Here is a 5,236-nt window from a genome sequence, read left to right as displayed (position 1 = left end):
AGATACCCCTCATCCGGCGCTTCGCGCCACCTTCTCCCACAAGGGGAGAAGGGAAAGAGAGAGAGCCCTACCCCACCAGATCCGCCACCGTGGTCGCGGCTTTCAGCCCGGTGCCGGTGAGGACCGCGACCGTGGTCTCGTTCGCCTTGATGGCGCCGCTGGCTGAGAGTTTCTCCAATGCGGCCGCCGCGCTTGCGCTGGTGGGCTCGGCAAACAGGCCCTGCCGCGCGAGACGACGAAGCGCGGCGACGATCTCGTCCTCCGTGAGCGCAATTGTGCCGCCCCCGCTCTCGCTGATAGCGCCGATGATCTCGCGCAGCCGCAGCGGATGTTTGATCGCGGTGCCCTCGGCGATGGTCTTGCTCACTTCGCGTGCGACGGGCGTGTCGACGCCGGCCTTGAAGCTGGCATCGATCGGCGAGCAATTGAGCGGCTGCGCCGCGAACAGGCGCGGCAGTCTTGCGATCTGCCCCGCCTTCAGGAGCTCGCGGAAGCCGAAGGCGCAGCCGAGCAGGCTGCTGCCGGCACCGACGGGGACGATGACATTGTCGGGCGCACGAAAGCCGAGATCTTCCCAGATCTCATAGGCGAGCGATTTTGTGCCCTCGAGAAAGAACGGCTGCCAATTGTGGCTGGCGTAAAACGTCTGGCTCGATTGCCTGATCGCCTCCGCCTCCGACTCCTCGCGCGGACCTTCAACCAGCTGCACCTCGGCGCCGTAGGCGCGCACCTGCGCGATCTTGGCCGGCGAGGTTGAGGCCGGCGCCAGGATCTTCACGCGCATCCCACCGGCCGCGCCGAGCCCGGCCATCGACGAGCCGCCATTGCCGGAGGAATCCTCCAGAATGGCGCCGACGCCGATCTGCCGGAGGAAAGACAGCATCACCGCGGAGCCGCGGTCCTTGAAGCTGCCGGTCGGATTGAACCATTCGAGCTTGAAGAACGGCCGCAGATCGCCCCACGCCTGCTGCACCAGCGGCGTACAGCCCGTGCCGAGCGAAATCGGGTCCTTGATCTCCACCGGCAGCGCCGCCCGGTAGCGCCAGAGCGAACGCGTGCCGCTGTCGATATCGTCGCGCGAGATTCCAGCCCCCGGCGTCACCAGCAGCGGCGTGCGTTCGTCCGAGCACCAGCGCGGTTCATGGAGCGGATAGAGCTTTCCGTTGCGGGGATCGATATAGCAGGCGGCGGACATTTTGGTGGAAGACATGGCGCACTCCGAAAACAAGGCCGGAGCCGTACGATATGTCCGATTGGCCAAGCCTTGCCTAGTCCGATGCGGCGCATGAGGCCCCTGAACCATGCATCGCTGCGCAACGAATCGCAGGTGGCGCGCGCGCCATGGCGCCGCCGAAAGTGGACCGGGTTCGCGCGCAAGGCTCTCGTCTATCACGGTGACCTCCGCGAGAAAGCGATAGCCGCGGCGCGCGACCGTCTCGACGAAGCGCGGGCTCTCGGCGGAATCGCCGAGCGCCTCCCTGATCTTGCTGACGGCCTTGTTGAGCCCGTGATCGTAGTCGACCACCGTCTGCGGCCAGAGCAGCATGCGCAGCTCCTCGCGCGTCACCACCTCGCCCGGCCGCTCCAGCAGCGCCGCGAGCAATTGAAACGGCTGCTCCTGCAAACGCACCCGCCGCCCGTTCTTGGCCAGCTCGCCGCTGCGCGTATCAGCCTCGAACGCGCCGAACCTCGTGCGCTTCGCAGGTCGGTCGATCAATTCCGGTTCGTGCAGCATGGGATTCCCGTTCGAAGCGTTGGGGAGGTGTGACCAGAAGCCGATGATTTCACGGGGCTTCCCGGGGGATTGCGAGTCCAGCGAAAGACCATCCGGCGTCCATTGAGATGGTCCGGCATTTCGATCAGGACAGCCGCGCAAGACAACACGGGACCACGCGAGGCTGGCGATGCGGGACGGCGTCAATGCGAAGAGAGACGGCATGCTGTCGCTCGACTCGGCTTACAACTTTGCGCGCTTCCTGAGTTGCGACGCCGATGCCGCCGAACACATCGTGCAGGCGGCCTTTCTTCGCGACGATGCCGATGCGGTGCGAAGAAACCGGACGGCGATGTTGAAGGGCGTGCGGAATTGCTATCGGACATGGCTGACCACCCGGCGGCGACGCGATCGGAAACGTGATGTATTCGCACACAAGCGGGTAGCTGATGCGTCAGCCGCTTCCGTCCTCCGATCAGACGACCGGGCCGACAAAATTACGTTGAGCCCCAATGTCGATGCAGCCACGGTTCGCCGCTCCATCGAGAACTTGCCGCGCCGCCTGCGCGAGATCCTGGTGCTGCGCGAGATCGACGCGCTGTCCTACCGGGAGATCTCAGAGGTGACGTCGCTGCCGACGGGCGAGGTCATGTCGCGACTGGCCTGCGCGCGGCGCAGGCTTGCCGGTTCAGCCGAGCAATGACATAAAAAGTACAATTATATCAATGTCTTAAATGAATGCGGCCGCCGGCAGACCGCTTCTCCGGCGCGGCCCCGCCATTCCGGTCAGGCCCGCCAATCCCCATATAATCAGCAGAAAGACGGCCCTGCCCGCTCCGCACGATTAACTTGTCTGTCGTGGCTGGCCGCTACAATATGATGGATTGCGTCGCCGACCTCTGCCGGTGACGCAGCAGAGCCAGGCCCGTCCGAGCGGCGGGCCGTTGGCTTTTTGGGAGTTTGGCCATGAGCCGCGCGAACCGTACTGAGCATATCCGCCTCACCTCTCATCCGGAGCCGGGCAAGAAAGCCGCGTACCCGATTCACTGGGGCGCAGGCGATGCGCGCGCCCGCGGTCCGATCATCGGCACGGTGTCGCGCGCCGGCGATCGCAACGTGATCGGCAGCCATGGCGGCTCCTATGCGATGTACCGCGCGCTCGCGGTCTCCGCCGGCGCGCTCGATCCGATCCGGCGCCCCGATCTCACCAACACCTTCCCGGCCGCGACCATCGGGCCGTTCGAGCAGTGGGGCGATCCCGCCAAGATTGTCGCGCTCGATCCCTGGGGTCATCTGGTCGCCGAGAATTTTGGCAAGGACATTGCCGAGGGCGTCGACATCCGCCCGAGCATCGCGGTGACGCGGGCCCGGCTCGACCTGCCCGAAATCCGCGAAGCGCTGGCCGCCAAGCGGCTGCGCGCCGACGGCGAAGTCGTGCATGCCAATGGCAGCGTCTCGGTGGTGAAGATCGCGATCGATCCGGTCTGGTATCTGCCCGGCCTTGCCGAGCGCTTCAAGACCAACGAGACCGAGCTGCGCCGCACGCTGTTCGAGCAGACCGCCGGCATGTTCCCCGAGCTCGTGACCCGCCCCGACCTGAAGGTGTTCCTGCCGCCGATCGGTGGCACCACCGTCTACATGTTCGGCGACGTGACCAAGCTGCCGGACCATCGCACGAAAATCACCTGCCGCGTGCATGACGAGTGCAACGGCTCGGACGTGTTCGGCTCCGACATCTGCACCTGCCGTCCCTATTTGATTCACGGCATCGAGGAATCCGCGCGCGGCGCGCAGGAGGGCGGGCTCGGGCTTGTCGTCTACAACCGCAAGGAAGGCCGCGCACTCGGCGAGGTCACCAAATTCCTGGTCTACAATGCGCGCAAGCGCCAGGAGGACGGCGATGCCGCCGCCGCCTATTTCGAGCGCACCGAATGCGTTGCGGGCGTGCAGGACGCGCGCTTCCAGCAATTGATGCCCGACACCATCCACTGGCTCGGCCTGAAGCGCATCGACCGCTTCCTGTCGATGAGCGACATGAAGTACGACGCGCTGACCTCGCAGGGCATCGACATCGTCGAGCGCGTGCCGATCCCGCCGGAGTTGATCCCGGCCGACGCCTATGTCGAGATCGCCGCCAAGAAGGCCGCCGGCTATTACTCCACCGACATCGCGCCGGAGAAGGACGTCGACGGCGTGGTCGGGCGTTCGCTGGAAAAATACTGATCTGGCGATGGCGGAGGCTTCAGAACAGGAAGCACGCGCGTTGCTTTCCGCAAAGGCGGTTCGCGCGCGTGCCGGCCAAATGCTCGACATTGGCCTGAACGGCGGGCTCACGCATTTCACCATCGATCTCGATCGGATGGACAGCGTTGCCGACGCCGTGCTGGCGGTGACGCGAAAGGCCTATCCGACGCTCGATATTCCCTTCCACGCGCGCTGGCGGCATTTTGTGTTCAGCGGCGTCGACCGCTGGGCGCAGCTGGCCGATGCGGCATCATGGCCTGATCGCGCAGCACGGGCACGCGCGGAGTTCGACCTCGCCATCGTCAGCGTGCTGCTCGATGCCGGCGCGGGCGCGACGTGGCGCTATCGCGACGCCGTGACGGGACAAGGCATCGGCCGCTCCGAGGGGCTGGCGCTGGCAAGCCTCGACATGTTTGCGGGTGGGCTGTTTTCGCGCGATGCCCGCGCGCCGTTCAGGGCCGATGCGGATGTGCTCGCGCAGCTGCCGCTTTCAGCGCTGACCTCTGCTTTCCAGGCAAGCGACGCCAATCCACTGCTTGGGCTCGAGGGACGCGCCGATCTGTTGCGCCGCCTGGGCAAGCAGGTTGCAGCGCGCAGCGATGTCTTCGGCATGCGTGACGCGCCGCGGCCGGGCGGTCTGTTCGATGACATCGCCGCGCAGGCAATTGATGGCGCTATTCCCGCCCCAGCGATCCTGTCCGCGGTGCTGAACCAGCTCGGGCCGATCTGGCCGTCGCGGCTCGAACTCGTGGGCGTTCCGCTCGGCGATTGCTGGCGCCATCCGGCGATCAAGGCCGATGATGCGACCTCCGGCCTCGTGCCGCTGCACAAGCTGTCGCAATGGCTGAGCTATTCGCTGATCGAGCCGCTGCAACGCGCCGGCTTCGACGTCACCGACATCGATGGCCTGACCGGGCTTGCCGAATACCGCAATGGCGGCCTGTTCGTCGATCACGGGGTGTTGCGCCTGCGCGATGCCACTGAGGCCGATCGCGCGCATGCGGTCGACTCGCTGCTGGTCGTCGAGTGGCGCGCGCTCACCGTCGCGCTGCTGGACCGCGTTGCCGATCTTGTTCGTACCAAACTCGGCCGCACGCCGCATTCGCTGCCGCTTGCCAGCATTCTGGAAGGCGGCACCTGGGCCGCCGGCCGCGCCATCGCCTTTGCGCGCCGTTCCGATGGATCACCGCCGCTCAAGATAATTAGTGACGGCACTGTTTTCTGAACCCTCTCCCCTTGTGGGAGAGGGTGGCTTCGCGAAAGCGAAGCCGGGTGAGG

4 protein-coding genes and 1 pseudogene are annotated in these 5,236 nt (G+C 65.8%); 3 read left to right on the top strand and 2 right to left on the bottom strand.

All coding sequences use genetic code 11. From position 1 onward, the window contains the following. Window positions 1-67: 67 nt before the first annotated feature. Complete coding sequence (locus Q0687_RS05435; RefSeq protein WP_298873194.1) at window positions 68-1,195, bottom strand: threonine synthase; 1,128 nt, start codon at window positions 1,193-1,195, stop codon at window positions 68-70. A 225-nt stretch (window positions 1,196-1,420) separates the two neighbouring features. Beyond that, a pseudogene (locus tag Q0687_RS05430) lies at window positions 1,421-1,735 on the bottom strand (winged helix-turn-helix domain-containing protein); the annotation flags it as partial. Between the two features lie 202 nt (window positions 1,736-1,937). Here Q0687_RS05430 and Q0687_RS05425 point away from each other — a divergent pair. The 3 genes from Q0687_RS05425 (at window position 1,938) to Q0687_RS05415 (ending at window position 5,183) form a co-directional block, all read left to right on the top strand. After that, the gene (locus tag Q0687_RS05425; RefSeq protein WP_298873192.1) at window positions 1,938-2,417 is read left to right on the top strand and encodes a sigma factor-like helix-turn-helix DNA-binding protein; all 480 of its coding nucleotides are present in this window, start codon (window positions 1,938-1,940) and stop codon (window positions 2,415-2,417) included. 263 nt (window positions 2,418-2,680) lie between these two features. After that, window positions 2,681-3,937, top strand: coding sequence for a GTP cyclohydrolase II (locus Q0687_RS05420; RefSeq protein WP_298873190.1), 1,257 nt, complete (start codon window positions 2,681-2,683; stop codon window positions 3,935-3,937). Window positions 3,938-3,944: 7 nt separating this feature from the next. Next, a complete protein-coding gene (locus Q0687_RS05415) occupies window positions 3,945-5,183 on the top strand; it encodes a URC4/urg3 family protein (RefSeq protein WP_298873188.1) in 1,239 nt (412 codons plus the stop codon). The last annotated feature ends 53 nt before the right edge of the window (window positions 5,184-5,236 follow it).

Origin of the sequence: uncultured Bradyrhizobium sp. (assembly GCF_936928535.1) — a bacterium.
Lineage (GTDB): Bacteria > Pseudomonadota > Alphaproteobacteria > Rhizobiales > Xanthobacteraceae > Bradyrhizobium.
This window is presented reverse-complemented; position numbering and strand designations above follow the sequence as displayed.

Bases quoted from the DNA above. Each gene is read 5' to 3' on its own strand.
- Q0687_RS05435 (WP_298873194.1), bottom strand. From the start codon at position 1,195: ATGTCCGCCGCCTGCTATATCGATCCCCGCAACGGAAAGCTCTATCCG.
- Q0687_RS05415 (WP_298873188.1), top strand. From the start codon at position 3,945: ATGGCGGAGGCTTCAGAACAGGAAGCACGCGCGTTGCTTTCCGCAAAG.
- Q0687_RS05425 (WP_298873192.1), top strand. From the start codon at position 1,938: ATGCTGTCGCTCGACTCGGCTTACAACTTTGCGCGCTTCCTGAGTTGC.
- Q0687_RS05420 (WP_298873190.1), top strand. From the start codon at position 2,681: ATGAGCCGCGCGAACCGTACTGAGCATATCCGCCTCACCTCTCATCCG.